General features: G+C 51.4%; 24 protein-coding genes. 4 read left to right on the forward strand and 20 right to left on the reverse strand.

Annotation, left to right across the window (positions count from 1 at the left end):
* Window positions 1–482: 482 nt before the first annotated feature.
* The 4 genes from M2108_RS13330 to M2108_RS13345 all read right to left on the reverse strand — a co-directional run bounded on the left by M2108_RS13330 (window position 483) and on the right by M2108_RS13345 (window position 4,409).
* Complete coding sequence (locus tag M2108_RS13330) at window positions 483–1,481, reverse strand: CapA family protein (RefSeq protein ID WP_481856907.1); 999 nt, start codon at window positions 1,479–1,481, stop codon at window positions 483–485.
* Window positions 1,482–1,692: 211 nt separating this feature from the next.
* Window positions 1,693–2,355, reverse strand: coding sequence for a class I SAM-dependent methyltransferase (locus tag M2108_RS13335; RefSeq protein WP_277469779.1), 663 nt, complete (start codon window positions 2,353–2,355; stop codon window positions 1,693–1,695).
* A 72-nt stretch (window positions 2,356–2,427) separates the two neighbouring features.
* The gene (locus M2108_RS13340) at window positions 2,428–3,450 is read right to left on the reverse strand and encodes an SDR family oxidoreductase (RefSeq protein WP_277469778.1); all 1,023 of its coding nucleotides are present in this window, start codon (window positions 3,448–3,450) and stop codon (window positions 2,428–2,430) included.
* A 20-nt stretch (window positions 3,451–3,470) separates the two neighbouring features.
* Window positions 3,471–4,409, reverse strand: coding sequence for an aldo/keto reductase family protein (locus M2108_RS13345; protein WP_277469777.1), 939 nt, complete (start codon window positions 4,407–4,409; stop codon window positions 3,471–3,473).
* 328 nt (window positions 4,410–4,737) lie between these two features.
* On the opposite strand from M2108_RS13345, the gene M2108_RS13350 reads away from it, so the two are divergent.
* Window positions 4,738–5,280 carry an NADPH-dependent FMN reductase gene (locus M2108_RS13350; RefSeq protein WP_277469776.1) on the forward strand — a complete coding sequence of 181 codons (543 nt, stop codon included), beginning with the start codon at window positions 4,738–4,740 and terminating at the stop codon, window positions 5,278–5,280.
* Between the two features lie 463 nt (window positions 5,281–5,743).
* Here the strand turns inward: M2108_RS13350 and M2108_RS13360 are convergent, their stop codons facing one another.
* The 10 genes from M2108_RS13360 to M2108_RS13405 form a co-directional block, all read right to left on the reverse strand.
* Window positions 5,744–6,571, reverse strand: coding sequence for a serine/threonine protein kinase (locus tag M2108_RS13360; protein WP_277469775.1), 828 nt, complete (start codon window positions 6,569–6,571; stop codon window positions 5,744–5,746).
* Between the two features lie 128 nt (window positions 6,572–6,699).
* The gene (locus M2108_RS13365) at window positions 6,700–6,945 is read right to left on the reverse strand and encodes a hypothetical protein (RefSeq protein WP_277469774.1); all 246 of its coding nucleotides are present in this window, start codon (window positions 6,943–6,945) and stop codon (window positions 6,700–6,702) included.
* Between the two features lie 473 nt (window positions 6,946–7,418).
* Entirely contained in the window at window positions 7,419–7,988 is a 570-nt protein-coding gene (locus M2108_RS13370) for a manganese catalase family protein (protein ID WP_277469773.1), read from the reverse strand.
* 33 nt (window positions 7,989–8,021) lie between these two features.
* The gene (locus tag M2108_RS13375; protein ID WP_277469772.1) at window positions 8,022–8,291 is read right to left on the reverse strand and encodes a spore coat protein CotJB; all 270 of its coding nucleotides are present in this window, start codon (window positions 8,289–8,291) and stop codon (window positions 8,022–8,024) included.
* Window positions 8,292–8,295: 4 nt separating this feature from the next.
* Complete coding sequence (locus M2108_RS13380; protein WP_277469771.1) at window positions 8,296–8,526, reverse strand: spore coat associated protein CotJA; 231 nt, start codon at window positions 8,524–8,526, stop codon at window positions 8,296–8,298.
* A 194-nt stretch (window positions 8,527–8,720) separates the two neighbouring features.
* On the reverse strand, window positions 8,721–10,079 hold the full coding sequence (locus tag M2108_RS13385; protein ID WP_277469770.1) for a hemolysin family protein: 1,359 nt from the start codon (window positions 10,077–10,079) through the stop codon (window positions 8,721–8,723).
* Window positions 10,080–10,097: 18 nt separating this feature from the next.
* Window positions 10,098–11,234, reverse strand: coding sequence for a radical SAM/CxCxxxxC motif protein YfkAB (gene yfkAB, locus M2108_RS13390; protein WP_277469769.1), 1,137 nt, complete (start codon window positions 11,232–11,234; stop codon window positions 10,098–10,100).
* Window positions 11,235–11,506: 272 nt separating this feature from the next.
* Window positions 11,507–12,607, reverse strand: a complete 1,101-nt coding sequence (locus M2108_RS13395) for an HD-GYP domain-containing protein (protein ID WP_277469768.1) — start codon at window positions 12,605–12,607, stop codon at window positions 11,507–11,509.
* Window positions 12,608–12,703: 96 nt separating this feature from the next.
* A complete protein-coding gene (locus tag M2108_RS13400) occupies window positions 12,704–13,531 on the reverse strand; it encodes an undecaprenyl-diphosphate phosphatase (RefSeq protein WP_068720489.1) in 828 nt (275 codons plus the stop codon).
* A 74-nt stretch (window positions 13,532–13,605) separates the two neighbouring features.
* On the reverse strand, window positions 13,606–15,048 hold the full coding sequence (locus M2108_RS13405) for a bifunctional metallophosphatase/5'-nucleotidase (RefSeq protein ID WP_277469977.1): 1,443 nt from the start codon (window positions 15,046–15,048) through the stop codon (window positions 13,606–13,608).
* Between the two features lie 138 nt (window positions 15,049–15,186).
* On the opposite strand from M2108_RS13405, the gene M2108_RS13410 reads away from it, so the two are divergent.
* The 3 genes from M2108_RS13410 to M2108_RS13420 all read left to right on the forward strand — a co-directional run bounded on the left by M2108_RS13410 (window position 15,187) and on the right by M2108_RS13420 (window position 17,435).
* Complete coding sequence (locus M2108_RS13410; protein WP_277469767.1) at window positions 15,187–15,900, forward strand: molybdenum cofactor biosynthesis protein; 714 nt, start codon at window positions 15,187–15,189, stop codon at window positions 15,898–15,900.
* Between the two features lie 89 nt (window positions 15,901–15,989).
* Window positions 15,990–17,030, forward strand: a complete 1,041-nt coding sequence (locus tag M2108_RS13415) for an HD-GYP domain-containing protein (RefSeq protein WP_277469766.1) — start codon at window positions 15,990–15,992, stop codon at window positions 17,028–17,030.
* 153 nt (window positions 17,031–17,183) lie between these two features.
* Window positions 17,184–17,435 carry a DUF7667 family protein gene (locus M2108_RS13420; protein WP_280777058.1) on the forward strand — a complete coding sequence of 84 codons (252 nt, stop codon included), beginning with the start codon at window positions 17,184–17,186 and terminating at the stop codon, window positions 17,433–17,435.
* A gap of 210 nt (window positions 17,436–17,645) precedes the next feature.
* On the opposite strand, the gene M2108_RS13425 is transcribed toward M2108_RS13420, so the two are convergent.
* From M2108_RS13425 to sufD, 6 genes are all read right to left on the reverse strand, one after another.
* Complete coding sequence (locus M2108_RS13425; protein ID WP_277469764.1) at window positions 17,646–19,520, reverse strand: ABC transporter ATP-binding protein; 1,875 nt, start codon at window positions 19,518–19,520, stop codon at window positions 17,646–17,648.
* Complete coding sequence (locus M2108_RS13430; protein WP_277469763.1) at window positions 19,510–21,285, reverse strand: ABC transporter ATP-binding protein; 1,776 nt, start codon at window positions 21,283–21,285, stop codon at window positions 19,510–19,512. The genes M2108_RS13425 and M2108_RS13430 overlap by 11 nt, the downstream gene beginning before the upstream one ends.
* Before the next feature lie 822 nt (window positions 21,286–22,107).
* On the reverse strand, window positions 22,108–23,505 hold the full coding sequence (gene sufB, locus M2108_RS13435; RefSeq protein ID WP_039871626.1) for a Fe-S cluster assembly protein SufB: 1,398 nt from the start codon (window positions 23,503–23,505) through the stop codon (window positions 22,108–22,110).
* 18 nt (window positions 23,506–23,523) lie between these two features.
* The gene (gene sufU / locus M2108_RS13440; protein ID WP_277469762.1) at window positions 23,524–23,961 is read right to left on the reverse strand and encodes a Fe-S cluster assembly sulfur transfer protein SufU; all 438 of its coding nucleotides are present in this window, start codon (window positions 23,959–23,961) and stop codon (window positions 23,524–23,526) included.
* The gene (locus M2108_RS13445; protein WP_277469761.1) at window positions 23,948–25,174 is read right to left on the reverse strand and encodes a cysteine desulfurase; all 1,227 of its coding nucleotides are present in this window, start codon (window positions 25,172–25,174) and stop codon (window positions 23,948–23,950) included. Before M2108_RS13445 ends, sufU begins: the two co-directional genes overlap by 14 nt.
* Window positions 25,171–26,472, reverse strand: coding sequence for a Fe-S cluster assembly protein SufD (sufD, locus tag M2108_RS13450; RefSeq protein ID WP_277469760.1), 1,302 nt, complete (start codon window positions 26,470–26,472; stop codon window positions 25,171–25,173). Before sufD ends, M2108_RS13445 begins: the two co-directional genes overlap by 4 nt.
* Window positions 26,473–26,477: the final 5 nt, after the last annotated feature.

Consider the following 26,477-nt stretch of genomic DNA (forward strand, 5'->3'; position numbering starts at 1 on the left):
GCTGTGCTTGCTGTGCTTGCTGTGTTTTCTGTGCTTGTATGCCAATTTGCTGCTGCCAATGTTAGAAAACCAGATGGCGGAAACTCCTGATGAGTGCATTTTGTACCTTAGGCTGCTCCATAGCGGTTCACTGATTAAACTAAGTGGAAAAACGTCACCTAATTTCCGGCAGAACGCCTCTAAGAGTAGACTAAGTGGAAAAACGTTACTTATTATTGCCGATTCTGCTCTCAACGTGGATAATGGCCCGAAATAAGCTGCATTTTTCCACCTAATCGCTACATATTCCAGAATTACAGAGAATTAAGTAGCGAAAATCCAACTAGTTGCCGGAGAATAGTCAGACGGAGTAATCGTACAAAACCGTAACATGTGCTCAAGGATCAGACGGCGCAGACGGCCAGCATCAGCAGGCAATCCATTTAAGAACCTTCGCCTTCACCATGCGGTCAAATTCATTCACTCCACGCCGCCTTCCCGGTTCACAGCTTCTCACTAACCGCTCCATCCGCAGCAATCTTCGCGTTGAACGACAGCTTGTTCAGCTTCATGATCGCTTCCTTATTATAGGCGGCGCCCATGAAGTTCGGCTGTCCGCCGATGATCTTGAGCGGAGTGATCCGGCTGGTAATCCCCGAGCCCGTTATGGTGAAGTCAGCCAGCATCGTATGCACGGTCTTCTCACCGCCGCGCGTCGATTTATTGAACACAAAATTACCCAGCGAATAGTAGATCGGCTTATGCTTGTAGTACTCGATTCCCATCAGGCAGTGGCTGTGTGCACCGAGAATGATGTCCGCGCCGCTGTCAATCATCTGCTTGGCCAGCGTCCGGGCGTACTTCTCCGGATAATCCGCGAACTCTTCGTTCCAGTGCAGATATACAATGGTATAGTCATTGTCTTTGGCGGATTTCTTGATGGCGCCGAGCAGCGGCTCCGCCGTGTAGGCCGAGGCAGCACCCGGTGTATTTTTGCCGGCATGCCAGGAAGGTCCGGACAGCACCCGGCTTGCCCCAAGCACGGCAATCCGCTTGCCTTTGACTGTTTTGACATACGGCTTGAAAGCCTGATCCATATTGCTGCCTGCTCCGGTATGGCCGATCTTGTTCCTGTCCAGATGGACCAGTGTATCCAGCATCGCATTCTGGCCGTAATCAAGGATATGATTATTCGCCAGTGTTACGCCGTCAATGCCGGCATAGCTTAATCCGCCAAGCGTCTCCGGTTTGGAACGGAAGGCAAAGGTTTTCTCTGCCGCCTGGCCGCGCACCGATACAGGTGTCTCGAGATTGGCGAAGGCCAGATCAGCCTTTTGCAGGACAGGAGCTACCTTGGCAAACGGAAAATGAACCCCGTACCTCGCTATTTGCTCCCCTACGAAGCCGTCCAGCACAATATCTCCGGCAAAGGTAAGCGTAATACGGTCTGCCGGCTGGGCCTTGGACGCTCCGCCCCAAACCGCCGGGGCAGGAATCAGCAGAAAGAATAATAGAATAAGTAGGACTGCTCTGCGCACTCATTTTACTCCTTTTGATAAGATATCTATCAACTATAACGGATAGCGTCGGTTATCTAAAAGAGTAAAAAGTCCCGGCTATAGAACGTGGATTTAAGAATGGTGAACCGGCAGCTGCTGCCGAGCCTGAACCTTCGGGTTCTACAGCAGCTCCACTATCCGATTCTCAAGTTCATCAATAGCTTTGCGCTTTCTTCAGCACTGCCCGGAAGCAGCTCAGCCCGCCCCACTGATCCGTCCGCAGCGCATCCTCCGGAAGATTGAAATTTGTCTCACCCCAGTACTGGAAGCCAGCCTGCAGCAGTACGTCGTTCATCACCGGCAGATTGACGGTCGGATAATCGAAGGTCAGCACCAGCAGCCCCTCCCCGTTCAAAGTCCTGTGGAATTCCCGTATAGCCAGGATCGTATCATTCAGCGATAAATGCTCCAGTACGGAAATGCAAAAAATCGTATCAAAGCTCTCGTCCGCATAGGGCAGTGAGGTGAGCTCCGCCTGGGCCAGATGCAGGCCTGTCGTCCTCCTGGCCATAACCTGACGGGCTGCCTCTACGCCAATGTCTTCTTCAATATTCCGGATGATCGCTTCCTTTGATATGATCCGGGCATCCCTGTCGCAGGCATGCACCTCGGCGCTGAAGCCGGCAAGATAGAACTTGAGCGGATGGGAAATGCCGCAGGCGGCATCCAGCACTACATCATGGGGAGAGACAAAGTTAGTACACCATTCATATTCATAAGGCCGGCTCCACCAGGACTCCGGCAGTTCATAAATCAGCTTGTCGCGGCGGGCATCAGAACGGACAAAGAAACGGGAGACATAGGGATGTGTCGGCATGGCCAGGACTCCTTTTTACGGGTTTCGGTAGTGAGAGTATATTCACTATTCCCTGATTCATGCCATATGCTGTTACACGTAGTAAGAGAGCAGCTTGGCGTCAACGCCATGTCTGCTGATCAGCATGTCCAGCATTTTGGACCACTCCGTATCCACGGTGCAGAGCTGCGGCCGGGCTTCGAACCATTCAACCGACATCCTGATCCCTTCGGCAAAAGGAACCGTTGCGCTGAACTCCGGCACCAGCCGTTTGAGCTTGCTGTTATCGAACACACTGCTTACCGCCTGGTCGCCGATCAGGCCGTCGGCTGTTCCGGCCGGCGTATGGGCGGCGATGAAATCTGTCGAGATATGCACCACCTTGGGTTCTCTCCCCGCAGCTTCACCGATGGCTGCATAAATCTGGTTCCAGTTCAGTGACTCATCGGAGGTGATGTGGATCGCCTCACCGATCGTTTCGGAATTCCCCAGCAGGCCGATGAAGCCTCTGGCAAAGTCCGTATTGTGCGTCAGCGTCCAGAGTGAAGTGCCGTCACCATGAATGACCAGCGGCTGGCCCTTGCGGATGCGTTCCACCAGCGACCAGGGATGCTGCCAGCTGGTCAGCGCTGCCGGGATAGCCGTTACACCGTAAGTATGTGAAGGCCGGACAATGGTCACCGGGAAGGCACTGGTGCGGTGCACCTCCAGCAGCAGCTCTTCACAGGCGATTTTGTCACGGGAATATTGCCAGTAAGGATTGGCCAGCGGTGTTTCTTCCGTAATGAGGTAGCTCCGCTGCGGCTTCTGGTAGGCCGAGGCAGAGCTGATGAAAATATACTGCTTCGTCTTACCGGTGAACAGCTCAATATCGGTCTGCACATGCTCCGGTGTAAAGGCAATCCAGTCTACAACAGCATCAAACTCGTACCCCTTCAGTGCTTCTGCCGCACCGGCCGCATCACGGATATCTCCCCGGATAACTTCCGCCCCGTCAGGTACAAATTCACTGCGCTCCCCGCGGTTAAACAGATACAGCTCAATCCCCTGTTCGACTGCAAGCCTGGATACGGCCTGGCTGATTAATCCTGTGCCTCCGATAAAAAGTACCTTCATCTGTATCTGCTCCTCTCTCTTTAGGCAATAATTTCGTCAATTCGCGACAAGACTTCACTGCTCAGTTCGACACCTGAAGCCTTCACATTCTCCTCCACCTGCTCCGGCCGGCTTGCACCGACAAGTGCACTTGCTACATTAGACTGCCGCAGGATCCAGGCGAGAGCCAGATTGCCGACCGAAAGATCCAGCTCTGCCGCAACTTTACCCAGCTCCTGCACCTTGGCGATTTTCTCTTCTGTAACCCCTTTACGCATCCATTCCAGCCTGGAGGCCCGGCTGCCCTCAGGAATGTCCTCCGCCGAGCTGTATTTTCCGGTCAAGAGACCTTGAGCCAGCGGCGAGAATACAACCTGTCCGATCCCTTTGCGTTCGCCGAGCGGAATAATTTCTTTTTCTATATAACGTTCGAACATATTGTAAATCGGCTGATTGACCACAATGCGGTCCAGCAGATACCGGTCCGCAACAGCCAGCGCCTCTGTCATCTGGGCAGCCGTCCATTCGCTTACGCCGACGTAGAGCACCTTGCCCTGACGGACCAGATCATCCAGTGTGCGCAGCGTCTCCTCAATGGGTGTCTCCGGATCGTAACGATGGCAGTACATAATGTCCACATAATCTGCCCCCAGCCGCTTCAGGCTGGCATGGCATTGCTCTGTAATATGCTTGCGTGACAGGCCGCGGTCATTCGGACCGTCTCCCATAACGCCGTAAACCTTGGTGGCCAGGATATAAGATTCGCGGGGAAATCCGCGCAGCGTCTCACCGAGCAGCTTCTCGGCCGCACCTTTTTCATACACATTGGCCGTATCAAAAAAATTAACGCCCAACCCGTAAGCGGTTTCAATTGCTCTGACAGCATTCTCCCGTTCCACATATCCGCCGTACGTCAACCAGCTTCCCAGGCTGATTTCACTGACCTTCAGCCCTGATCCGCCTAATCTGCGGTACTTCATTCCACACTTCTCCTCCCAGTTCCTCTTTATCCGGCCCGAGTGTGAACCGGTATTTCCATTGCACATTGTTATTTTAGACCAGTTTGCTAGGAATTTCTATCTGTTTGAAAAAAATAGCCCCTTTACGATAGCTAACAGTAATCTGCAGACGGGAAATCGGGCATAGCTATATATGAGGGGAGCGGTTTAGTCGGAATACATAACCACTATCTGCATTGGTCCCTCGATTAGTTTCAAAATTACACTTGCTTTATAAAAGTAATATGCTATAATAAATTTCATAAAGTCAACACGAAATCCAATACACTCACTTTAGGAGGAATTTCAAATGACAACATTGAACATCGGGATTATTCTGGGAAGCACTCGCAAGGGCCGCGTAAGCCCGCAAGTCGGGGAATGGGTGAAAGGCATTGCAGATGCCCGCGGAGACGCCAACTATGAGATCGTAGACATTGCCGACTTTAAGCTTCCGCTGCTGGGCGAAAGCGATGATTATGGCCCTGCCGCAGCCTGGGCTACCAAGCTGGCTACTCTGGACGGTTTTGTATTTATCGCCCAGGAGTATAACCACAGCATTACCGGAGCACTCAAGAATGCGCTTGACTCTGCCCGGGATGAATGGAACAACAAGGCTGCCGGGATTGTCAGCTACGGTTCGGCAGGCGGAGCACGCGCGGCTGAACATCTGCGCGGAATTCTCGGCGAGCTTCAGGTAGCTGACGTCCGGGTACATCCGCTTCTCTCCCTCTTCACCGACTTTGAGAACGGCACAGTCTTCAAGCCGGCTGATCTGCACAAAGCGAACGTCAATGCGATGCTCGATCAGGTGCTGGCCTGGAGCGGTGCCCTGAAGACACTGCGCCAGTAATATCATCGTTGCCCTAACAACAACAGCAAACAGCCGCTTCTCACCGGGAGCGGCTGTTTGCTGTTGTTAACATCGTTAAATGAAAAAATTCTCATGAAACCTTAATCTAATCATGGCGTACTTAAGGGTAATAAAAGAGTAAGAGTATATTACAAGCACAATTTATCTTATAAGGAGGAGACATGATGCTTAGAAAACTTCTTGGCAAGGTACTGCATTCTGTAGAACATTCCAGGCCGGGCGGACACCGTAAATATTCAAGCAGTCACAAAGGGAGGTCATTTTACGGCAGACATTCAAGCAGCAGCCGCGGATATAAGCGGTATTCGTCGTCCGATGCGCACCGCGGCGGAAGCGGTCATAAATACTATAAAAACCGTTATGGCAGTTCCAGCTAATAACCGGCTGCCGGAACGGTCCAAGAGGCGCCTTCCTGTTCAAGCTGAAGGCGCCATCTTTATTGCTATTTCACCAGACTCTGATGTATTGCTTCAGCGTCCCGGATAAAGTCCGCAGTATCCGCATAAGGTTCGGCATGTTCTCCAAGCAGCCGGTTGAGGAGCACCAGCATGTCCGGCGATACCTTCAGCTCCTCCCGCCAGCTTCGCTCTTGCTTCCCGCGTTCAGGCTCGTAAGCAGAATACAGCATAAACAGCATCAGCTGGCCCATATCATACAGATCCGAAGAGATCACCGGCGGCATCCGCTCAGGCAGCACCACTGTCTGCAAGGCATCCGGACCGCTTGAATCCTCCTGCTCCCCGATCCTTTTTGCCAGGCCGAAATCAATCAGATACAAGTCATCCTCCCGCAAAATAACATTAGGAATCCGCAGGTCCAGATGGACGTATCCCCGCGAATGGACATGCATGACCAGCTCTGCCAGCTTTAGAATGACAGCCAGGCTTTCCCGCTCCCCGTAGATACGCTTGTCGTCAAAGATCAGGTCCTCCAGTGTTTTTCCCGTAATGTAATCACTGGCCAGCCAGTTCGAGCCTTTAAACTCCAGATAATCCCGGCATGCGGGGATTCTGGGATGATCCATAGACTGGAGGATCCTGTACTCCTTCTCAAGCAGCATCCGTCCCGCGTCTTTTTTGCTCGGTCTGGACTGCTTCAGCGCATAAAGCTCCCCTTCTGCAGTATCACGGCAGCAATAGGTAAGCCCATAGCTTCCTTCACCGAGCAGATGCTGTATTACATAACGCCCGCCGATCAGCTTCCCCTCCGGGAGCGGGTAATCCTGCCAGGCCTTTATAAATCCGCGTAAGCGCTCCGGCACCAGCCCCATAGCCCTCCATCCTCCCGTCCTGTCGCGATATGGAATAAGGTTAACATATTGAACCCGGGTACGCCAAATACACCGGCATCAATATGCCGGTGTAGACAGGTGAGACACGTTATCCAGGCTTCCGGTACCTATTGTGAAGTATTGCCCGAAATTGTTGCTCCATTCCCATTAATAACTTCTGAAGCTGTAAATTTTATACTGAGCTCTTGTTGTTTATATTCGACCGCATCATCATCTTTAAAAATATTATTTCTCAATGCACTGAGGTCCTCAACATAAGCATAAACAACGTTATTTTCTTCATCAATTTCGGTCGATTTAATGACCCCTTTTTCTTCCATTTCTTTATTTAAATAGGCTTGTTTTTTTTGCAATTCTTTAAGTGAGTGTTGTACAGAATGATATTTAAAGGATTTTTAAGTCAATGATATATATTTTCCCTTATATTAGTTTTTTCTGCTCTGAGATTTCAATTGCATAAAAAGAGAAAAGAGTTCTACAATTTAGCATCCTTGAAGGCGAAACACTACAAAGACCTTCCTGTACTCTAAGCACTAGAATAAAGTTTACGTTGAAACAGTTTTACAGAACGATATCATACTTCTATTGTAATAGGTACGAAGAAAGTGCTACTACTTATTTAGTAAATGTAGAAAAAGAATTGAAGAACTCTACTTAAAACCTACGGTGGCCGGATAATCTGCTTGTATATATCCGGCCACATTTTTATTCAGCTTAAACGTTACAAAGGATTGAATTCCAGAGGCAATATCTCCTCCTTAATATGGAATCTGCATAGACAACTTCAGAATCAAACTGATCCCTTCAACAATTCTAAGCCTGCCCCTTAGAACACCCGCTTCTTATCCCGTTCCTCAATCAGAATCTGCACGGACTCCTTGAACCGGATCGCGTGGATAATCTCCCGCTCGCGCAGGAATTTCAGGCTGTCCTGCAGGTCCACATCATCCGTCATGTCAATCAGCCACTGGTATGTAGCCCGGGCCTTTTCCTCGGCGGCAATGTCTTCGTACAGATCCGCGAGCGGATCGCCTTTGGCTTGGATATAGCTGGCGGTCCACGGAACCCCGGCTGAATTCTGGTAGAACAGGGCGTGGTCACGCTGCGCATAATTCGGTCCCAGGCCTGCCGCCTCCAGCTCCTGCACGGATGCATCCTTGGTCAGCTTGTAGATCATCGTAGCAATCATCTCGAGGTGGGCAAATTCCTCTGTCGAAATATCGTTAAGCACGCCGATCACCTTATCCGGAATCGAATACCTCTGATTCATGTAGCGCAGTGCTGCGGCCAGTTCCCCGTCAGCGCCTCCGTATTGCTCCATCAGGTACCGTGCCATCCTTACATCACATTTGTTGACACGAACCGGGTACTGCAGCTTCTTCTCATAAATCCACATCCGGGAGCCTCCCTCCTATACGTTGTGATAACGCTACACTTGCCAGGGCCACGGGCTCTGGTTCCATTCCCACGGACATTTGGAGTACGCCCGCCCGAAATTCTGCAGCGGCCCGTACAGCTCCTGAAACTGGTTAGCCAGCCGGGTCCGCTCCTGGGTTAGCTGATTAAACTGCTCAATCGCCTTAAGATCATCCGGATGGGTATTCAGATACAGATTCAGCTCGACCAGTGCAAAATCAAGCACCTGAAGCTGCTCCAGCATTTCATAATATCGCGGCTCACATGCATTTGGCTGCTCCATCAGACTAGATGCCCCCTTTCCCTTTCCCTTTTCCGGCTTTGGATTCGTAAGGACTGTAGAAGGCCGGCCATAATGTCCCTGCCCTCAGGGCTTCCGGCAGCGGATACTGCGGCAGACCCGGCGGCTGAAAGTTAATATACTGGTTCGGCGGCACAACGTACGTTTTGAACGGCACCGGCGGGCAAGGATCAAACGGTCCGCGGTAAGTGGCCCATACACGCTCCTGGGAGTTCAATTGCGTTCCCCTCCTCATTGGTTGATAGCCCTATTCTGGCTATAATCTCTTCGTAGCTATTGTATGAGAGTCCACCCATCAATCAGAACGTTCACGACGAAAAAAAAAACCGCACCGCCGCACCAGGACAAAACCTGTGTGCAGCAGTACGGCTTATTGTATCGGTATCGGCAACAGATGTATCTGAAGCGACCCTACTCCTTGTCCTCCTCACCGGCGCCGTCTGTCTCCTCCAGCTCCGGCGGATTCTTCTTGTGGATTTTGATTCTGGTAATCCGCAGCCGGGTCGATTCCTCCACCTCAAAGGTTACATCGCCCACAACAATATTTTTACCCTTCGACGGGTTGCCCTCCAGCTCCTTGAACAGCCAGCCGCCGATGGAATCGACCTCTTCGTCTTCAATAATTACACCGGTCAGGTCATTGACATCCTCAATCAGCATCCGCCCGTCCACGGAGATATATTCCCCGTTACGTTCAACCTCTGGACGCTCATTCTCGAACTCATCATGCAGATCGCCGACGATTTCTTCGAGAATATCCTCGGCAGTCAGCAGGCCGGCCGTTCCGCCGTACTCATCGACCACCAGCGTCAGCTGGGCTTTATTCTTCTGCATCAGCCGCAGGGCATGGCTAATCTCCATTGATTCCGGTACATTCAGGATAGGGCGTACCAGCGATGCCAGATCATTCTGCTGATCGAGCGGGGCAAACAGCAGGTCGGTGATGTGAATAAAGCCGATAATCCGGTCTTTGTCTTCATTGGCGACGGGATATCTGGAATGCTTGGTTTCTGTTATAATCCGCATATTCTCTTCCAGCGACAGATTGCTGTACAGCACGTCCATATCGGTACGCGGCAGCATGACTTCACGGGCCAGCAGGTCCGAGAATTCAAATATATTATCCATCAGCTTCATTTCATCCTGATCAATGACCCCGCTCTTGGCGCTCTGATTCATCAGGATGCGTATTTCCTCCTCCGAGTGGGCGGCTTCAGCTTCACTGGCAGGCTCCACGCCAACCAGTCTAAGAAGCGCATTTGCGGAAGCATTCAGAATCCAGATGAACGGAAGAAACAGATTATAAAAGAACATCAGCGGTGCGGACAACAGCAGCGCTGAGCCTTCTGTTTTTTGAATCGCCAGGGATTTCGGAGCCAGCTCCCCCAGTACAATATGTAAGAAAGTAATAATGGAAAATCCGACTATAACCGACACAGTAGAAATTAAAGTATGGTCGGTAACGCCGAGTTGAAACATCAGCGGCTCTACCAGCAGCTCCGAAATCGCCGGCTCCCCGATCCAGCCCAGCCCGAGGGAGGCAAGCGTAATTCCGAATTGGGTAGCAGACAGGTACGCATCCAGCTTCTTGTTGACCTTCAGCGCGTATCCGGCCATCTTGTTACCCTCACTCACCAGCTGGGTCAGACGGGACTGTCTGACCTTCACCAGCGAAAACTCTGCTGCAACAAATATACCGTTTAACAAGACAAGCACCAGAACCAGAACCAGATTAAGCAATAAGCTTCCTATGTCAAATTCCGTATGCACAATAACAACGCCTCGATTCTACAGTGTGATCGCCTTTCTTGATTTGAAATCGACCTTGGGGTAATACATATCAGCCACCAGCAGATTCGGACCGCAGCAGCCCGCAGCATCACAGAAGCAGTTCACCTTCTGGTTAAGAGGATGGCTGTTCTGCCAGTCGGCAAAGACATCGTCCAGCCTGCTTGAGCCAATGTTACCGAAAGCGGAAATATCGGCAAAATCGGTCACAAAGACATCGCCGGTAAACATATTCACATTTACCCGGTTACGTCCGTCCGGATCATTGCGCAGCGTCACATTCTTCTCTGTCCGCAGTCTGCGCAGCAGCTGCTGGTCCTCTTCAAGAGAACTGCAGGCGAAGAACGGAAGCGTGCCGAACAGCATCCACATTTCCGGATCACGGGCGTCCAGCAGGGAATGAATCGCATCGCCCATCTCCTTCAGCGATAATACCGGCAGTGAGGAGGCAAAGCTTGAGGCATACATCGGATGAACCTCATGGCGTCTGGCGCCCATGTCACCGATCAGCTTATGGATTTGCGGCAGCTTCGTATGGGTACGGTAGTTGATCATTGATTCTGCGGAGATCAGCATGCCATCCTCACTGAGCCGGCGGGAATTCTCAATCATTGTTTCATATAGCCGGTACGCGGCTTCCCTGGAGACAGGATGTCCGCTGTTCGCGAAGCCGACCTCATGGAAGTCATCGCCGTTTACATAATTGAATGAGATATGCATAACATCCAGATAAGGCAGCAGCTTCTCATACCGGGCGTACGGCATCGTCAAATTTGAATTAATCTGTGAGCGGATGCCCCGCTCATGTGCATATTTCAGCAGCGGTACAATGATGTTATCCACAGTAGAAGCACGGAACATCGGCTCTCCCCCGGTAATGCTTATGGTTTGCAAATGCTCCACTTCGTCAAGGCGCTTCAGCATATTGGCAAGCGGCAGCATTTCCCCTTCCTTCATGGTGAGGCTGTCACCGACCGCACAGTGTTCACAGCGCATATTGCACAGATTAGTAACCGTCATCTCCACACTGGTCAGTACATGCTGTCCATGCTGGCGCAGTGAAGTAATCGGATCCCAAGGATCATAGCTTGGTGACAGCTCCCTTATTATTCTTGATGAAGGTTCTAATATACTCATTTTTGCTTGCTCCTTTAATACGTATTCCTAATTATTAACCCAAATAAATGAAAAAGATAGGCAGCTTACCCTTTATCATACCACGCCCGGCCAAAAAACGTCATATTCTGAAACCCCTGGATGCCGGTGTGCCGCTGAAACAGCTCCTAATGAAAAACAGCGGGGCGATAACAGGCCTTGTCAACCGCACAACTGCGGCTGCCTGTTTTTCGCTCCTCGCTGCTAGGAGGCAGAGTGCTTCGTACGAAGCCTCCTGCCGCAATTTCTGCAATTCAGGTGGACTTCGTCTGCTCGCCGTCATCCGAGACATCGGAAATCACTACGGAAAGTGCAGTGCCCAGATCAATCTCATACGGCGTAACCGGTTCACCTTCCTGACCCGTAATCACCCGCACTACCGGCCTGTGCGGTATGCTGGGGTCTATCTTCACAACAATACCGCTTTCCCCTGTACTCAGCTTGACTGTCAGCCCAAGCGGATAGATTGCCACCCGGTCTCTGAACAGCTCAAGCTGCTTCTGCTCGTATAAGGTACCGGAACCGACATACAGCGCTTCAACCGCCTGGTGGGGCAGCATCGCTTTTTTGTAGATCCGGTTAGAGGTCATCGCATCATAAGAATCAGCGACACCCAGCCATTTGGCGTATTCATGAATCTGCGGGCCGGTCAGCCCGCGCGGATAGCCGGTGCCGTTAATACGTTCATGATGCTGCAGTGCGCAATGCGCCGCGAGCAGCGGGATGTTAGGCTCATCCTTGAGAATCCGGTAGCCGATTTCCGTATGGGCCTGCATATGGCGGAATTCTTCATCGCTAAGCATGCCGGGCTTTTGAACGATTTTGACCGGGATCTGGGTTTTGCCGATATCATGCAGCAGCGAACCGAGACCGAGCACGCGCAGCTCTTCTTTGCTGTAACCATAAGCAATACCAAGGACAAGTGTATAGAGACATACATTAAGCGAATGGACATACAGGTAATTATCCGCTGTGTGCATATCCGCCAGCATAATCATCGGATCTTCCTGGGAGGACATATCGTCCAGAATGGAATCCATTACCTTGGAGAATTTTTTGTCCAGATGATAAAAGCCTTTGGTAATACCGGACATGCTGGACATCTCCTGGAACTGGCTACGGATTACCTTAAGCGCCTGGTTACGCGTTTCATCATGCAGCAATGTGGTGATCACGACATCATCTGTATTGGCATCCTCTATATAGACATAGCCGATGTCGATCCTGGCCAGCCGCTTGATTAACGCATCCGATAGTTCTACCCCGTCAGCGAGCAGAACCAGTCCTTCATCATTATAAATCTTTTTTCCCAGCTTCATCCCCGACTGAAGCCGATTCACGGATACTAAACGCACCTTGGCTCACTCCTGCCTTTAACGGTAAATTGCTATTCTGTTTCTAAAGCTATAAATGCATTCTGTGTCTATACCGTTATCTTGAACGAACCTGGGCTAACGCATAATAAACAGCCAGAAAACGGCTGCCAGTATAAAACGGTAAATCGCAAAATGCGTCGGTCTGATCTTCTGAATCAGCTTCATAAATAGTACCACCACGACATAAGCGACCACAAAGGCAATCACGAAGCCGATCGCAAAATCCCAAATGGTATCCTTGGTGAAATATTTGTAAGAATCCAGCAGCTCATAGCCGGATGCAGCGCACATAATCGGAATGGCAATAAGGAAGGAGAAGTCGGCTGACGCCTTGTAGCTTACCCCGCTCAGCATACCGCCTGAAATCGTTGAACCGGAACGTGAAAATCCCGGCCAGAGCACTGAAATAATCTGGTACAGACCGATGGCCAGCGCCTGGCCGTACGACAAATCATCCAGCTCATGCGCAGTCACGCGCGATTTGCGCTTGTTCCACCACTCCGCCACAATCATCAGTATCCCGCCGGCAACGAGCGCCCAGAGCACCGTAGTGGCTCCGAACAGGCCTTTAATAAAATCCCGGGCAAAAAAAGCCACAGCCAGCGCCGGAGCAATCCCAAGGATTACGTGAATCAGATTGAGCCGTGAGGCCGGCATTACGCCGCCTCTGCCCCGGTTGCTGCGCCCGATGCCGAGCAGATCCAGCACACGTTTGCGGTAGACCAGTGCAATGGCCAGAATTGCGCCAAGCTGAATCACGATTTCATATGTCTTCATGATCGGCGACTGTTCATCAAAGCCAAGCAGCTTGGTAGTAAGAATCATATGGCCCGTAGAAGATACCGGAATAAATTCGGTAATTCCTTCTACTATAGCTAGAATTATTGCTGTAATTGTATCCATAGCTTCCTCCTGATTGAAAAATGAACACTGCTTTTGGTTATTGCCTGTGCTGTTATGTGCTTATGTAAGAAAAGCTATACAGCGCCTGTGTCTACCCAGCGGATACCGGCACTTTCTTCCAGGCTTTCAGGACGCTGCAGCTCCATCCGCAGCAGATCGCGCAGAAAATGCGGCACCAGATACACCGGATCGCGTCCGTTCGCAATACTCTCATAGCCGGAACGGAAGGTGAACATATCCAGGGTACCGACCTCATATTCCGTTTCGTCCTCCAGCGGTTCCCCTTCGACAAAAACTGCAATACTGTTATCATAAGGCATCGCAGCAGGGTCATACAAGATTTTTAATCCATCCGCAGCCAGGCTGCCGAGCACCTTTCCCCTGAAGCCGTAACCGAAAATCGGCTTCATGCAGAACGCTTCTGTCAGGCTCTGCGCAAGAGCGGTCCGGATATCTCTGCCCATAAGCTTTATAATGCAGGGATTGATCGGTGACGGACACAGCGCATGCAGCATACCTGCCGTTATGGTGCCTTCCGGAAGCGGACCGAGCAGCTGGCCCGTATTGACCAGCGACAGTCTGGTGCCTGTAAACCGGCGCACTGCCTGGGCCAGCAGATTGCCGAAGGGCGATTCACCCAGCAGATCAAGCGGAAGCTCATGCCCGGTGATCGCTACAGTCTCCTCCAGCGCTTCACGCCCTTGCTGCAGATGGAGCGCAGCCGCCGGAGCGATCACGGGCTCGGTCAGCTGCTGATCCAGTTCAACGCAGCCGCCGCTGACCAGTCTGAACGGCCTGCCGGCTTCAGGCCGCTCAAACTGCAGTCTTCCCAGATAGCGGCCGAATTTCCCGGCCCCGCAGACCGCGGTTCCGTTAATCAGAAGCGGCTGCTCCAGCAGATGATGGGTATGGCCTCCGAGAATGGCATGTACGCCCTCCAGACGCTCGGCCAGCAGCTTATCTGCCGGCAGTCCCAGATGGGAAAGGATGATCACAATATCCGCCTGCTGAGCCAGCAGCCGGCATTGCTCACGAAGCGCTTCCTCAGGCTCCATGACTTTCCATCCCAGCAGTGCATAAAAGGAGGTAAACGCAGCAGTAGCCCCGGTTATGCCGATCCTGATGCCGTTCTTCTCCACAATGGCATGCTGCCTCATCCATTGCGGAGGCTGCCCGGTGGCGGCATCAAGAAAATTACAGCATACTACGGGGCACTGCAGCCCTGAGAATATGGCGGCCAGCGTCTCTGGCGAAAAGGTCAGGCCTTCGTTATTGCCGATGGTTACCGCGTCATACCCGGTCAGATTGATGATGTCTATATTCGCCTGACCCATTGTTCCTTCCGTCTCTACAGCAGCCCGGTCCATATGGTCACCGATATCCACCAGCAGCACTGCGTCCTCACCTGCTGCAGCTTTGAGCCCGGCTATTCCGGCGGCAATGGGACTCATCGTCTCAAAATGGCTATGTATATCATTGGTATGTAGTATCGTCAGTCTTTGCGGTGCAGACTCCATGAGCACTAGTTCCCTTCCTTCTGTAAAGCCGTTCCGGCAGAAGCGGCAGGCATGTAATCTTATGTAGCCTAGCATAACATTTTCAGGGGCATTATGGTATATTGGAATCATTATTAGAACCCCGAGGTGAAATGAACCATGCAGATCAACATTCGCCTGTTCGCCGGCCTGGCCGAGCTGTTCAGCGCATCCACCCTGAAATTCCAGGCACCCGAAGCCCCGTTGACCGCGGGCGGACTGAAGGCGCTGCTTGCCGCTGCTTATCCTGAGGCTGCACAGCAAATCCATTCTTCACTCGTAGCTATTGACCACGAATATGCGCCAGACGATACACCTGTTACTGAGGATTCCGAAGTAGCACTGATCCCGCCGGTATCGGGAGGGGAGCCTGCAGATCCCGACGGAGAGACAGCCGACGGACTGTTTATCATTACCGGCCAGCCTCTCAATGCAGAAGTACTGCTGGACAAGGTGCTGGATCAGAATCACGGCGCTTCCCTTGTATTTGTAGGTACAACCCGGGAAATGACCGGGGAACAGCGGACTACAGCCCTTCATTATGAAGCCTATACTCCCATGGCACTTGCCAAGCTGCAGGAAATCGGCAACGATGTCCGGAGCCGGTGGAATGCTAATTGCGCAATTGCACACCGGACAGGCCTGGTAGGACTTAAGGAGGCCAGTGTCATCATCGCCGTCTCCGCCGCTCACCGTGACATTTGTTATGAAGCAAGCCGATATGCCATTGAGAGGCTGAAAGCCGATGTACCGGTATGGAAGAAGGATATCAATGAATCCGGTGAGGCCTGGCTCGGCTCTGACCCGAAAGCCAAAGCGTATAAATCCCTGTAACCTTACAGTAAAACCATTGAATAATTCCGTCTTTGTTGCTATGCTGGGTACAACTGGGTACAAATTACTATTAGTAAGGTGGCATAGCATTGAGAGTACACGTCATGGATCTTAAAGCCGGTGATTACCTGCAGTCGGATACCTTTAGTTCAAGAGGCCTACACGTATTATCCAAAGGATCGCGCCTTCGGCTTGAAGAAATCTCCAGGCTGATACAGCACGGGGTTGATTACGTTGATATTGATGCCCGGGAACACACGGTTATCAATACCGGCGGATCTCCCGTCATAGAGACTGTAAATGCAAACTTTGACAACAGTATAGAAGGCTTTGAGTCACTGTATCTGGAAGCGTTGACCAAAGGGAGCTTCAACCAGTCCGTGGTAGATGACATCCTTCAGCCTACCCTGCAAGCGCTGGACAAGCACAAAGATGTAGTAACGCTGCTGCTGCTGCTGGACAGGGATGATAATTATACCTATAACCATTCCCTGCAGGTTGGCATGCTTTCCTATTATATTGCATCATGGCTCGGATATTCCAAGCAGGAGTGTTATGAGATCGGACGGGCCGGATATTTAATCGACATCGGCAACTGCCAGATTTCTCCTGCCATCCTTCAGAAGCCGGGTAAGCTCACCTCTCAGGAATATGAAGAAGTCAAACTACATACGCTTTACGGCAATGAAATTATCCGCAGCTCCATGGACGACCCCTTTACTGCTCTTATTGCCCTGCAGCATCATGAACGGGATGACGGCACCGGCTATCCGAACAACCTGACCAAATCCGAGATCCACCCCTATGCCCAAATTGCAGCCGTTGCCGATACTTACAGTGCGATGACCTCCCAGCGGGCCTATCAGTCGAAGCAGGAATTCATCTCCGTCCTGCGGGAACTTAATTCCCTCAGCTTCGGCAAGCTGAATGGCAGTCATGTACAGGCCTTTATCCAGCATCTGATGCCCAATTTCATTAACAAAAAGGTGTTGCTCAGCACCGGTGACATGGGTGTTATTATTATGAACAATCCCCTTGATGTCTTCCGTCCGCTGGTTCAGATTGAGAGCAAATTTGTTGATCTGTCCCGTGAGCGCCAAATTAGCGTTGTGGAAATTTACATGGAATAAAAGAGAGGCCCCTAAGCTGATACCGGTGCAGGGCGCCTCTTTTTAGTTAAAGAGATAATTAGTGAAATCCTCTGTAATTGGCTTGTACAGCCGTATGGACTCCTGTTTCCCTGGCTAGGCTGTTAAGACAGCTGTACAAAAACTGGAGGTGAAATGATGCTACTGATTCATCAGCGGATGGCTGAGCTGTATACGATAAGCCGCACGCGTCCGCTTACACCGGCAGAGCTTACGGAACAGCAGCAGTGTCTGCATGCCAATGCGGCCTACTGCTGGGAAATGGCCCGGCTGAATGCGGAGGGGCTCCTCGCGGCACAGACAGGGGATACAGGCTGGCAGCAGGAGATCCATGCACAGCTGGCTGAAGTACGTGCCGGCGGAAAAGCAGGCAGGCGGCGTAACTAGCGGCAAGCTTGAACTGACAGCGGTTCATGTTCTTCTATAAAAAGTACACCTCAATTTATCAGGCACCCGGGAGATGAACACAATGATCACAGGCCTTTTCGAAACCCATATCAATGTTAGCGGTTATATCAGGTCAGCGCAGTTTTCGAAGTAAACATTAAGCAGCAGCCCGTAACCTGGTAATCAGGAACGGGCTGCTGCTGTTTATTGCTATAGGAAGCGGAATTGCGCTTCAATTAATCCGTTATAAATACCATCGCGTTCGGTGAGCTCGGCATGATTGCCCTCTTCCTTGATTTCACCGTGATCAAGGACGACAATCTTGTCGGCATGGCGGATCGTCGAGAGCCGGTGGGCTACTATGAAGGAGGTCCGTCCCTGCAGCAGGATTTTGAGCGCATCCTGGATTTTGATTTCTGTCTCGGTGTCGATGCTGGCTGTTGCTTCATCCAGAATCAGAATCCGCGGGTCAGCCAGCAGCGCCCGGGCAAAGGAGAGCAGTTGGCGCTGTCCCATCGACAAGGCGCTTCCCCGTTCCTCTACCTCAGTATCATAGCCGCGAGGCAGCTTCGTGATGAACTCATGCGCATCGACCGCCTTGGCGACCTCTTCAACCTCCTGGTCGGTGGCATCCAGCCGTCCGAAACGGATATTGTCACGGATCGTCCCCGAGAAAATGAACGTATCCTGCAGCACGATCCCTATCTGCTCGCGCAGGCTCTGCAGCTGGACTTCACGTACATCCTGGCCGTCAATCGTCAGCTCACCGCTTTTAATATCATAGAAACGCCCGATCAGGTTGATGATGGTGCTTTTCCCTGAGCCGGTATGTCCGACAAGCGCAATGGACTGGCCTGCCTTGACGTCAAGCGAGATGCCCTTCAGCGCCGCCCGGCCTTTTTCATATTCGAATACGACGTTCTTAAAGCTGATATCCCCCCGAATCTTCGGCAGCGGCTTCGCATCCGGCTTATCCTGAACCGCAGGCTGCTCATCCAGATATTCGAAGATCCGCTCGGAGGAAGCCATGGCCACCAGCAGCTGGTTGTACATCTGGCCCAGCCGGTTAATCGGGTCCCAGAAATTGCTGACATAAGTGCTGAAGGCAACCAGATAACCAACCGTCAGATCGCCCGATTGAATCAGATAGGCCCCGAACCAGAACAGAATCATGGTGCCTATACCGCCGGTAACCTCGATGATCGGACCAAAGGCCTGGTTCATAGCGGAAGCCTTGTTCCAGGATTTACGGCTGTCCATATTCATCGCGTCGAAATACTGCATATTCTCCTGCTCCTGCGTATACGCCTGGGTTACCCGGATACCCTGGATCGACTCATTCAGATGGGAGTTAATCCGGGAATTTTTCATCCGCACATCCTGCCAGGCGATCCGGATTTTCTGGCGCAGCTTGGTGGAAACAAAGAACATGATCGGCACAGTAACCATTACTGCCAGTCCCAGCTTCCAGTTGATCAGCAGCAGGATGACCATGATGCCGACAAGCTGCACACAGTCGATCATCAGATTGACGACCCCGTTCGTGAACAGGTCCTGCAGGGAGTTAATATCATTGGTCACACGTACCAAGACGGAGCCAGCCGGTCTTTTATCGAAGAAGTTAAACGACAGCTTCTGGATATGCCGGAACAGGTCTGAACGCAGATCGTAAATGACCCGCTGACCGATCACGTTCGTATATTTGATCCGGTATACCCCGGCGATCCACTGGATCAGATAGAGCACAATTACGCTCGCCGTCAATGTATACAGCAGGGTCAGGCTGGGGCTTCCTTCCTTGGGAGCAATCGCCTTATCAATCGCCATACTGGTCAAAAAAGGAACAGTCAGCTTCGTTACCGTACCCAGAATCATCAATACCGAGACGATCGGCAGCATCTGCCTGGCATAAGGCTTCATATAGCCGAACAGCCGGGTGAACTGCTTCCAGTCAAACGCTTTGTCGATCTGGTCATCGTCCTTGTATACAAAACGCTCCTCAAGGAGCTGCCCTGCTGCAGCCTTGCCCGGTTTGCCCGGCTTACCGGCAGGTCCTGCCGCCGCCTGCTTCTTTTCAAGCTCCATGCTCCGTTCCCTCCCCTCTATCCTGCGTCCTGGCCAGGTAATCGGCATATTGAATCCGGTATACATCCTGATAAGGTCCGGGAATTTCAATCAGCTCGTTATGCGTCCCCTTCTGCACCATCCGCCCCTGATCCATCACGATAATCTGATCGGCGTGACGCAGCGAGGAAATCCGGTGGGCAATAATCAGCGTGGTGCGCCCGCGCATAACCTCCTGAAAGCCGGCCTGGATCTCATGCTCCGTTTCCATATCGACGGCACTGGTCGCATCATCAAGAATCAGAATCCGCGGATTTTTAAGCAGCGCCCTGGCAATAGCGATCCGCTGCTTCTGTCCGCCGGAGAGTCCCATCCCCCGCTCGCCGACTACCGTGTCGTACCCTTCCGGCATCTCCATAATAAAATCATGGGCCTTAGCGAGCTGGGCTGCTCGGATAATTTCCTCCATGGTTACATTTTTGAGGCCGTAGGCAATATTGTTGCGGATGGACGAGGAGAACAGGAACGTCTCCTGGAACACGGTGGAGATCTGTGAACGCAGACTGCGGACATTGAACTCCCGGATGTCTGTACCGTCCAGCGTGATACTGCCTTCATTCACATCGTAAGCACGCATCATCAGCTGGATAATCGTGGATTTACCGGAACCTGTACCGCCCAGAAAACCAATTACAGCTCCCGGCTTGGCTTCGAAATGAATATCCTTGACGGCCGGCATCTTATTGCCATAAGCAAAGGTTACATGGTTGAAAATAACCTCGCCTTTTACCTCGGAAGATTCCAGCGCACGGGCATCCGCCTTATCCTGCACATCAATCCGCTGATTGAGTACCTCAAGTACCCGTTCTCCGGAGGCTTTGGACTGCGTATAGTTATTGATATGGAAGCCAAGCCCCCATACCGGGCCGATGATGTACCAGATCAGACTGAAGAAGGCTACCAGCTCACCCAGCGACATATTGCCTTTAATAACCAGCGTCCCGCCGACACCGAGCAGAATAGCAATACTGACCGAAGCCAGCAGCTCCATAACCGGAAAGAACTTGCTCCACAGCTCAGCGGCAAAAATCTGGTTATCCTTATAACGTTCATTACGGTGCGAGAACTTCTCAACCTCATAGTCCTCTCTGGCAAAAGATTTGACCGTCCGCACACCGGTAATATTCTCCTGAACAGCCGTGGTCAAGGAGCTTAAGGCAAGCCGCATCTCCTGGAAGGCCGGATGAATCCTCGATTCGAACTTGAAAGCCACTGCTGCCAGAAACGGCATCGTAATCAGTGTAATCAGTGTGAGCTGCCAATTGATGGTGAACATCATAATAGAGCCGAACAGCACCATGAAAAATACGTTTAGCAATTGGGCGAAGCCGAATCCGATAAAGTTACGGATCGCTTCCAGGTCCCCGGTCAGCCGGGACATCAGGTCGCCTGTCTTGGCGGTATCATAATAGCGGAAAGACAGGAATTGCAGCTTCTCATAACAGGCGTTGCGCAGACGGTAGGCCAGAAAATTACCCAGCCGTCCTCCAAAAAATCCGTGTGCAAACTGCAGGCAGGCTTTTACGATTACTACAGCTACAACACTCAGTGCCAGTACCGGCACCTCGGCAAACTTAAGTGGAACAATTACATCATCAATCAGCCTTCTAAGTAAATTGGGGGTTATAAGCCCCACTGCAGTTGCGGCGGCCAAAGCAATAATCGAAAGAATCAAATAATGCAGCTTCTCCCGGTAAAAGCCCCGCAGTTGCCTGAGAACATCCATGTCTCTCCTCCTTAAAGCTTTACGCAGTGATGCTTCCTTCGTAAGCACAAATCCGGCTCTGTGAACTGACACTGGCGTATGTAAGCACAAATCTGGCATTACGAAAATATCACCGGCTCCGTAAGCATACTCTTGTGTTCCTTTCATTTTGGCGCTTTGAGCTGTAAGATACAGCTGGCTTGCGATGTAAACCTCACATCGCAAGCCATATTTACTAGCGCTTTCAATTTAGGGACTTTATGCAGTTTAACACCCATATTTTAATGCGGCAAAGGGGAGAAATGACCATTTTCCATGTTATTTCCGGTTAAATCAGGCTTAACCCGGCGTATAATGACTGCCGTATCTTTAATTGCTCCCGTTTCCTCCCAAATGCTGCTCAATTTAGCTTTAGCATAATTCAACTTCTTTTTAATAACAAACTACAAACGATAACCACCATATTTTGCCATAATTCAACTCAACAAAACGTTAATAGGCATGATTCTTTGGCAAGATGATCAGAAGTAATGCCTAACACTATTTTGCTAATCCTTCTATAGTGCTGAAATAGCAGTATCCCATAAATATAGCTACCGTTATTTCCTCGGCAATATTCTGGAAAATCCGATCCTTAAACTCCGTTTCACGTCAGTTAACGGTCAACTTTTATCAGCTTAGGGAGATAGCGCAAGCTCATCTCTCAGTAGCCTATTATCAAATGGTGTTCAAACTTATTCTCAATAAAAAAAGTGTCCGCTGTCTCAGACATAAGAATGTCAGAGTACAGCGGACACTTATTAATGAATCAGGTGCAGAGCACGGGTCCCTGTAAGTACAGGGTTACCCGATACTTCCTTCCATCTCGAACTTGATCAGTCTGTTCATTTCCACCGCATATTCCATCGGCAGCTCTTTGGTGAACGGCTCGATGAAGCCCATGATGATCATCTGTGTGGCGTCGGCTTCGGTCAAGCCGCGGCTCATCAGATAGAACAGCTGCTCTTCAGATACCTTCGATACCGTAGCTTCATGCTCAAGAATGACATTGTCATTCATGATCTCATTGTACGGGATCGTATCCGATGTGGACTGGTTATCCAGAATCAGCGTATCGCACTTGATATTCGCTTTGGCGCCTTCAGCCTGACGGCCAAAGGAAGCGAGACCGCGGTAAGTTACCTTGCCGCCGTGCTTACTGATCGATTTGGAGACGATAGTTGATGTTGTGTCAGGTGCCAGGTGAATCATCTTGGCGCCTGCATCCTGGTGCTGGTCTTTACCGGCAACCGCGATGGACAATACCGAACCCTTGGCTCCGCGTCCCTTCAGGACAACCGCAGGGTACTTCATTGTCAGCTTGGAGCCGATGTTGCCGTCAACCCATTCCATAGTGGCATTTTCTTCAGCTACAGCACGCTTGGTTACAAGGTTGTAGATGTTTGGTGCCCAGTTCTGGATCGTAGTATAACGAACACGTGCGTTCTTCATGCACAGGATCTCAACAACTGCGCTGTGCAGGGAGTTTGTGCTGTAGATTGGCGCTGTACAGCCCTCTACGTAATGCACAAAGCTGTCCTCATCCGCAAGGATCAGGGTACGCTCAAATTGTCCCATGTTCTCGGAGTTGATGCGGAAGTAAGCCTGCAGAGGCACTTCGCACTTCACGCCTTTAGGAACATAGATAAAGCTGCCGCCTGACCATACTGCACTGTTAAGAGCGGCAAATTTGTTGTCAGCTGGAGGAATGATCGTGCCGAAGAATTTCTTGAACAGCTCAGGGTGCTCGCGCAGCGCGGTATCCGTATCGGTGAAGATAACGCCCTGATCCTCAAGATCCTTCTGCATGCTGTGGTAGACAACCTCAGATTCATACTGTGCCGAGACACCGGCGAGGAACTTCTGTTCCGCTTCCGGAATACCGAGCTTGTCAAAGGTTTCCTTGATTTCGGAAGGAACCTCTTCCCACGTCTTCCCCTGCTTCTCGGAAGGTCTTACATAATATTGAATATCGTCGAAATCCAGATCATCCAGGTTGCCGCCCCATTTAGGCATCGGCATTTTGCGGAACTGCTCCAGAGACTTCAGACGGAAGTTAAGCATCCACTCCGGCTCATTTTTGATGGCGGAGATTTCGCGGACGATTTCTTCTGTGAGCCCTTTACCAGACTGAAATATTGACTTGTGCTCATCACGGAACCCGTACTGGTACTCTTCCATATCAGGCGCTTTCTTAGCCATGGTGTCAGCCTCCTTGTTCTAATGTTGTTGTTGCCCTTCTTCTGTTTCGATTCCTTTACGCAGCGCGTTCCAGGCCAGGGTGGCACATTTGATCCGCGCCGGAAATTTATTTACACCGGACAGGGCTTCTATATCTTCGTAATCTCCGAAATCTGCATCTTCACCCTTCATCAGTGAGGAAAAGCTGTCAGCCAGCTCAAGCGCACGTTCAACCGACTGTCCTTTGACTGCTTCGGTCATCATGGAAGCAGACGACATACTGATCGAGCAGCCTTCACCGCTGTACCGGGCATCCTTGACGATGCCGTCCTCCACTTTGAGCTGCAGCGTAATGCGGTCGCCGCAGGTCGGGTTGTTCAGTTCAATCTTTAGTGCATCATCTTCAAAAGAACCGCGGTTCCGGGGATTTTTATAATGATCCATAATAACGCGTCTATACAGGTCATCCAAGTTCATAAGAGAAGTACTCCTTTGCCTTGATTAGGCCTTTAACCAGCGCATCTACATCCTCTTCGGTATTGTAGAGATAGAAGCTGGCCCGGGCTGTCGAGCTGACCTGCAGCCAGCGCATCAGCGGCTGGCAGCAATGATGTCCTGCCCGCACGGCGATGCCTTCGGCATCAAGCACGGTAGCCACATCATGCGGATGGACGTCGCCGAGATTAAAGGTGACTACACCCACCTGGCGGTTACGGGGCCCGTAAATCGACAGGTCGCTGATCTCCGAGAGCTTCTGCTCCGCATAAGCGGCAAGCTTCATTTCATGGGCATGAATGTTGTCCAGCCCGACCTCCTGCAGGAAATCAATAGCGGCTCCAAGACCGACAGCACCGGCGATAATCGGTGTGCCGCCTTCGAACTTGTACGGAAGCTCTTTCCAGGTAGAGTCATACAGGCCGACGTCGTCAATCATCTCGCCGCCGAATTCAACCGGCTCCATCGCTTCCAGCAGTGCTTTCTTGCCGTACAAAGCGCCGATACCGGTCGGTGCCAGCATTTTATGGCCGGAAAATGCATAGAAATCGCAATCCAGATCCTGAACGTCCACCTTCATATGCGGAGTGCTCTGCGCACCGTCCACTACAATGACTGCACCGTGGCGGTGGGCGATGGCAGCCAGCTCTTTTACAGGATTCGTAACACCCATTACATTGGAAACGTAAGCGATAGCTACAATCTTGGTCTTATCCGTGATTGTTGATTCCGCATCCGCAAGCGTCACTGTTCCGTCCTGCTGCAGCGGGATGAACTTCAGGGTAGCCCCTGTCCGCTTGGCCAGCTGCTGCCACGGAATGAAATTGCTGTGATGCTCCATCTGGGTGATGACGATCTCGTCACCTTCGCTGACTGCAGCAGGACCATAGGAGGAAGCTACAATATTCAGCCCGGTTGTTGTTCCGCGGGTGAATATGATCTCCTTGATGCTGCGGGCGTTAATGAATTTCGCTACCTTCTCCCGGGCGCCTTCGTAAGCATCCGTAGCCCGGCTGCCTAACGTATGAACACCGCGGTGCACGTTCGAATTATCCCACTCATAATAAGCTTTGACCGCTTCAATGACCTGGCGAGGCTTCTGTGAAGTCGCCGCGCTGTCCAGATAAACGAGCGGATGCCCGTTAATCTTCTGGTTCAGGATGGGAAATTGCTCCCGGATATTGCTGCTGATCATTGTCCCAACTTCCTTTCCACAAGAGATTGGAGCTGATTGCGCAGTCCCTCCAGTGGAATTTGCGACACGACTGGTGCCAGGAAGCCGTATATGATAAGTTTCTCTGCGTCATGCCGTGTAATTCCGCGGGACATCAGGTAATACACCTGCTCGGGGTTGACCTGTCCTACGGAAGCGGCATGGCCTGCTGTTACATCATCTTCGTCTATGAGCAGGATCGGATTGGCGTCTCCGCGCGCTTTCGGGCTCAGCATCAGTACTTTTTCAGTCTGCTGGCCGTCAGCTCTTGTAGCACCCTTCTCGATCTTTGTAATTCCGTTAATAATGGAATTGGCTGATTCGCGCATAACCGCACGGGTGATCATGTCACTTGGCGTATGTTTGCCGAAATGCTGTGCCTGGGTAGTATAGTTCAGCTTCTGAGAGCCAGAGCCTACAGCAATGACTTTGGCGTCCGAGCTGGAACCGTTGCCTTTGAGCACCGATTTGGTATCGCTGGCGGTATCACCATAGTTCATCTCACCGACAATCCATTCGATCGTGCCGTCATTCTCTACAACTGCCCGGCGGTAAGTGACATCCGTTGTGTCTGCACCCAGCTGATGGACAGTGGCATAACGCACTGTGGCACCAGCGCCTACGAAGACTTCAACCGCACCGTTGTGCAGGCCTGCTTCGGTCTTGTCAGATACATAGTTGTCAACATAGGTAACAGAGCTGTTGGTATCGGCAACGACAAGAATATGCGGAACAAACGCTGCTTCGGCATCATCGGTAAGCAGAACGGCCTGCAGCGGTGTATCAATAACCACATTTTTGGGAACATAGAGGAATACACCGCCGTTCCACAGCGCTGCATGCAGTGCAGCGATGGAATGCTCGTTCGGCAGCACAGCCTTATGCAGATAACGCTGCACAAGATCACCATGCTCTTTGGCAGCAGTCTGCAGATCGGTAAAGATTACCCCCTGCGCAGCCAGCTCAGGGGCCAGACGGGTATAGACAACACCTGAATTCTGCTGAATAATCAGGCTGCCTTCCTCCTGGTCCTTAATCAGTGCAGCAATCGCTGCAGGTGCTTCATTAAGTGCCGCTAGCGGCTTGCTTGCCTTATAGCTTCCGTAGTTATTCACGTTCCAGCGGTCAATCCGCGTCTTCTCCAATTTCGGCAATTCCAGTTCGGCTGCCAGAGCCAGCGCCTGCAGGCGGCTGTCCTTCAGCCAGCCCGGCTCGCCGCTGCCCTGCGATAATTCGCTGAGCCGCTCGGCGTCCACCGGAAGAATGGTTTGCGTCGTCATAAGTG

The sequence above is a fragment of the Paenibacillus sp. PastM-3 genome (assembly GCF_029893965.1).
In the GTDB taxonomy this organism is placed as follows: Bacteria; Bacillota; Bacilli; order Paenibacillales; family Paenibacillaceae; genus Paenibacillus_AQ.

Excerpts from the sequence above, each read along its gene's own strand:
- M2108_RS13405 (WP_277469977.1), bottom strand. The coding sequence starts at position 15,048 with ATGGAGTCTGCACCGCAAAGACTGACGATACTACATACCAATGATATA.
- sufB (WP_039871626.1), bottom strand. The coding sequence starts at position 23,505 with ATGGCTAAGAAAGCGCCTGATATGGAAGAGTACCAGTACGGGTTCCGT.
- M2108_RS13445 (WP_277469761.1), bottom strand. The coding sequence starts at position 25,174 with ATGATCAGCAGCAATATCCGGGAGCAATTTCCCATCCTGAACCAGAAG.
- sufD (WP_277469760.1), bottom strand. The coding sequence starts at position 26,472 with ATGACGACGCAAACCATTCTTCCGGTGGACGCCGAGCGGCTCAGCGAA.
- yfkAB (WP_277469769.1), bottom strand. The coding sequence starts at position 11,234 with ATGAGTATATTAGAACCTTCATCAAGAATAATAAGGGAGCTGTCACCA.
- M2108_RS13335 (WP_277469779.1), bottom strand. The coding sequence starts at position 2,355 with ATGCCGACACATCCCTATGTCTCCCGTTTCTTTGTCCGTTCTGATGCC.
- M2108_RS13420 (WP_280777058.1), top strand. The coding sequence starts at position 17,184 with ATGATGCTACTGATTCATCAGCGGATGGCTGAGCTGTATACGATAAGC.
- M2108_RS13425 (WP_277469764.1), bottom strand. The coding sequence starts at position 19,520 with ATGGAGCTTGAAAAGAAGCAGGCGGCGGCAGGACCTGCCGGTAAGCCG.
- M2108_RS13340 (WP_277469778.1), bottom strand. The coding sequence starts at position 3,450 with ATGAAGGTACTTTTTATCGGAGGCACAGGATTAATCAGCCAGGCCGTA.
- M2108_RS13430 (WP_277469763.1), bottom strand. The coding sequence starts at position 21,285 with ATGGATGTTCTCAGGCAACTGCGGGGCTTTTACCGGGAGAAGCTGCAT.
- M2108_RS13400 (WP_068720489.1), bottom strand. The coding sequence starts at position 13,531 with ATGGATACAATTACAGCAATAATTCTAGCTATAGTAGAAGGAATTACC.
- M2108_RS13350 (WP_277469776.1), top strand. The coding sequence starts at position 4,738 with ATGACAACATTGAACATCGGGATTATTCTGGGAAGCACTCGCAAGGGC.
- M2108_RS13370 (WP_277469773.1), bottom strand. The coding sequence starts at position 7,988 with ATGTGGATTTATGAGAAGAAGCTGCAGTACCCGGTTCGTGTCAACAAA.
- M2108_RS13345 (WP_277469777.1), bottom strand. The coding sequence starts at position 4,409 with ATGAAGTACCGCAGATTAGGCGGATCAGGGCTGAAGGTCAGTGAAATC.
- M2108_RS13360 (WP_277469775.1), bottom strand. The coding sequence starts at position 6,571 with ATGGGGCTGGTGCCGGAGCGCTTACGCGGATTTATAAAGGCCTGGCAG.
- M2108_RS13410 (WP_277469767.1), top strand. The coding sequence starts at position 15,187 with ATGCAGATCAACATTCGCCTGTTCGCCGGCCTGGCCGAGCTGTTCAGC.
- sufU (WP_277469762.1), bottom strand. The coding sequence starts at position 23,961 with ATGAACTTGGATGACCTGTATAGACGCGTTATTATGGATCATTATAAA.
- M2108_RS13375 (WP_277469772.1), bottom strand. The coding sequence starts at position 8,291 with ATGGAGCAGCCAAATGCATGTGAGCCGCGATATTATGAAATGCTGGAG.